The following is a 3553-nucleotide window of genomic DNA, read 5'->3' as shown; positions in this document are numbered from 1 at the left end:
GTATCTGCATTTGCGCGGCCATCTTTCCATACATAAATGCCGCCATTGGCTACGGCAGAACGGGGATGTTTCAAACCGCTGAACCAGTGCACGGTATCGATCTGGTGGGTCATCCACTGGCCAAAAATGCCGCTGGAATAAGGCCAGAACAGGCGGAACTCCAGGTATTTGCGCGGGTCCCAGCTATCCTGCGGGCGGCCGGCCAGGAAGCGTTTCCAGTCGGTATCAGATTCACGGATGGATTTTACCAGTTCAGGACGGCGCCAGCGGCCCGGCTGGTTCACGTTCCAGGTCATTTCCACCATGGTAATAGGCCCGAACTTGCCTTCCTTTATAAAGTTGGCAGCAGCATGGTAGCTGGGGCCACTGCGGCGTTGTGTGCCTACCTGGAATATTTTGCCGGAACCTTTTACGGCTTTCAGCGCAGCGCGTGCATCTTCCATAGTTTCTGCAAAAGGTTTTTCGCAGTACACATCCATTTTATGGCCTACCGCCTCAATGGTATGGTAAGCATGCTGGAAATCGGCCGTGGCAATGATCACTGCATCCAGGTCCTTATTCTTGTACAGCTCATCATTATTCACATAGGTTTGTATGCTATGTCCTGTTTTATTTTCCAGGAAGGCCTTGCCTTCATCGCGGCGGCGGTTCCAGATATCAGATACGCCGATCAGGTCAAAGTTCAGCTCCTTGTTATTAGCAAAAAAACAGGGAAGCAGCGCCTGGCGCGCCCTGTCTGAAAAGCCTACCAGTCCTACATTTACACGGTCATTAGCGCCCAGTATGCGCGCATAGCTGCTGGCTGGCATACCCATAGCAGTGAGGGTAATACCGGCCCCGCCCATAATAGATTTTTTCAGGAAATCACGACGTGAGTTGTTCATATAACAGATAATTTTTTGAGAGCTGTCAGCCACCGGCGTTTAACCGTTAGCCGTTAATATGTACCAGTTTAAGAGTTAGTCCTTGTAAGTTTCTTCCAGCTGCTTTTGTAAATATTCCAGTGCCGGTTTGGCCTGTTCAGCCATATTATCCCAGCGGCATTCCACCATAATGCGGCCTTCAAAGCCAATGCGGTGCAGGGCTGCAAAGTAGGGCCGGAAATCCTGTTGGGCTACACCCGGGGCAGCGCGTTTTTCCCTTTCTGCAATATGGCAGTGCACCAGGTTACCGCGGGCATCGTCAATATGGGCGGCGGGTTCATGTTCCATTAACATATGGTACATATCGGCCGTTAGTTTAAAATTAGGATGGTGAACGCCATTCACCACTTCATTCGCCTCTTCCAGTGTATTTACAAAATTGGTTTCCGTACGGTTCAGGCATTCTATAGCAATAATGCGGTCATAACGCGCCGCTACTTCCGCCATTTTACGGCAAAGCGCAATAAACTCTTTTTTTGCCACGGCATGATCCACGCCCTCCGGTATTTTGCGGGCTTCGCCGCTGCCCAGCACTATCAGCTGTATACCGGCTTTTTGCGCGCGTTGCATTACAGTATCCACATAGCCCAGTACGCGGGTTTCATTTACCTGGGGGCCTGCAATTTTAAGATTACCGGGAAAAAAACCGTTACAGGTTTCTACTTTGCAACGGATGTGCTGCAGGTCGGCCATCTGCGCTTTAAATTGCGCTTCGCTCACCGTGGGCGCCAGCAGGTGGCTTACCCCTTCTTCTATATATACATAACCGGCTTTGCCAAAAATGCTGTCGTTCTTATAATTGCTGCAAACGCCAATAGAAGGCAGCTTTTGTGCATTCGATTGCAGGATCAGTATCAGGAGAATGGAAAAGAGTAAAAAAAAGCGTTGTTGCATGGTAATTTTTTCAGTGAACGTGGAGGGTGCAGCCAGGCATGTACTGTTCATAAATGAATGAAGATCAGGTCATGCGGCGCTGCGGCTAACCTCTGGGTATTATAATCTGTTTCCGGTGGATAAGTTAATAAGTAAATCCGGAAGATCAAAATTTAAATGCCAGGCGGGCTGCTCCCTGCAATCCACATTCAGTGCCCGGAATTGTGAAAAATTGATCGGCTGAATTTGCCAAAAATAGCGGACCTTTAACAGGTGAGTCTGATTTTGCCAACAGTAGCCAGCGTGCCAGAACAACAACCAAGTAACCCAACGATACTACCAGGAAGCTTACCTGTTAATATACGCAGTGGACAATGTGCCACGAACAATGGATCAAATCAAATATTTCAATCACCTGCAATGATTAAGTTTTGCTTAACTTTGCGCCCCAAATTTAACTGACTATGAATCGACAGGAATTAGTGGGCCTGATCAAGGAAAAACAATCTTATCTGTGTGTTGGCCTGGACACGGACATCCATAAGATTCCGAAACACCTGCTTTCACACGCAGACCCGGTATTTGCCTTTAACAAAGCCATTATTGATGCTACCCGCGATCTGTGCGTATCCTACAAGATCAACACCGCTTTTTACGAGTGCATGGGCATGCGCGGCTGGGAAAGCTTACAACGTACGGTAGAATACATTCCCACCGGCATTTTCACCATTGCCGACGCCAAGCGTGGCGACATAGGCAACACCGCCACCCAATACGCCAAAACATTCTTTGATACCTATAATTTTGACGCGGTTACCGTAGCTCCTTACATGGGCCGCGACAGCGTTGAACCTTTCCTGCAGTTTTCGGAAAAATGGGCCATTGTACTGGGCCTTACTTCGAACGAAGGTGCGCAGGACTTTCAAAAGCAAAGGGTAGGAGATGAATACCTGTATGAAAAAGTGATCCGCACCACCATGGAATGGGGCACGCCCGATAACCTGATGTTTGTGGTAGGCGCTACGCAAACCTCGCAGCTGGCAGCCATCCGCCAGCTGGCGCCCGACAATTTTTTCCTGGTGCCCGGTGTTGGCGCACAAGGTGGCAGCCTGCAGGAAATATCTTCACTGGCTATGAATAAAGATTGCGGCTTGCTGGTGAATGCCAGCCGCGCTATTATCTATGCCGGTAACGGAGACGATTTTGCTGCAGATGCCCGCCAGGCAGCGCTGCAATACCAGCGGGAAATGGCGGAGTATTTATCGCAGGCAGTATCGCAAACAATGTAGGATATAAGATACTGGAATAGCATAAAAAAAAGAAGTAGGATCAGCGTCCTACTTCTTTTTTTTATGTTGATAATATTTCCTCAAAAATCAGGATCTGCAGGTGTGTTGGGATTATTATCCCTTTCCGCAAACGGGTACGGGAAAAAGTTCCGTTTGCGCTCGGTAAGCGGGCGGTTAAAGCGCCGCATATCTTCCATTTTTAAGCCGGACATATACAGCTCTATACAGCGGTTCTGGTAAATAGCCGTTAGCAGCTGTGCCTGTGAAAGCGGGCCTGTAATGGCGGGTAAGGCAGCGCCTACTTTTAACGGATCATTAGCAGCTGTTTTGGTAACCACTTTATTTAACTCCGTTAACCCGGTATTTACATCGTTCTGCCGCGCATAGCATTCTGCTTTTATCAGTGTTATCTCACCCGGCAAGTACACCGGCCATTGCGTATTCTTATCTGCACCAAAACCTTTTATC

The 3553-nt window shown here is 48.6% G+C and carries 4 protein-coding genes; 1 reads left to right on the top strand and 3 read right to left on the bottom strand.

Annotated features, from left to right (window positions below; all coding sequences use genetic code 11):
• Both VIM87_RS08175 and VIM87_RS08170 read right to left on the bottom strand, forming a co-directional pair.
• Nucleotides 1-884, bottom strand: an 884-nt coding sequence (locus tag VIM87_RS08175) for a Gfo/Idh/MocA family oxidoreductase (protein WP_331996507.1), incomplete at its 3' end; no start/stop codon positions are given.
• Between the two features lie 75 nt (nucleotides 885-959).
• Nucleotides 960-1817: a sugar phosphate isomerase/epimerase family protein gene (locus tag VIM87_RS08170; RefSeq protein WP_331996506.1), complete on the bottom strand. Its 858-nt coding sequence runs from the start codon at nucleotides 1815-1817 to the stop codon at nucleotides 960-962.
• Between the two features lie 443 nt (nucleotides 1818-2260).
• Between VIM87_RS08170 and pyrF the strand changes: the two genes are divergently transcribed.
• Entirely contained in the window at nucleotides 2261-3085 is an 825-nt protein-coding gene (gene pyrF / locus VIM87_RS08165; protein WP_331996505.1) for an orotidine-5'-phosphate decarboxylase, read from the top strand.
• 80 nt (nucleotides 3086-3165) lie between these two features.
• Here the strand turns inward: pyrF and VIM87_RS08160 are convergent.
• On the bottom strand, nucleotides 3166-3553 hold a 388-nt coding region (locus tag VIM87_RS08160; protein ID WP_331996504.1), incomplete at its 5' end, for a RagB/SusD family nutrient uptake outer membrane protein.

Origin of the sequence: Chitinophaga sp., assembly GCF_036569125.1 — a bacterium.
Classification (GTDB): domain Bacteria; phylum Bacteroidota; class Bacteroidia; order Chitinophagales; family Chitinophagaceae; genus Chitinophaga.
The sequence above is the reverse complement of the archived record's forward strand: the minus strand, read 5'-3'. Positions and strand labels throughout refer to the sequence as shown.

Bases quoted from the DNA above. Each gene is read 5' to 3' on its own strand.
- VIM87_RS08170 (WP_331996506.1), bottom strand. From the start codon at position 1,817: ATGCAACAACGCTTTTTTTTACTCTTTTCCATTCTCCTGATACTGATC.
- pyrF (WP_331996505.1), top strand. From the start codon at position 2,261: ATGAATCGACAGGAATTAGTGGGCCTGATCAAGGAAAAACAATCTTAT.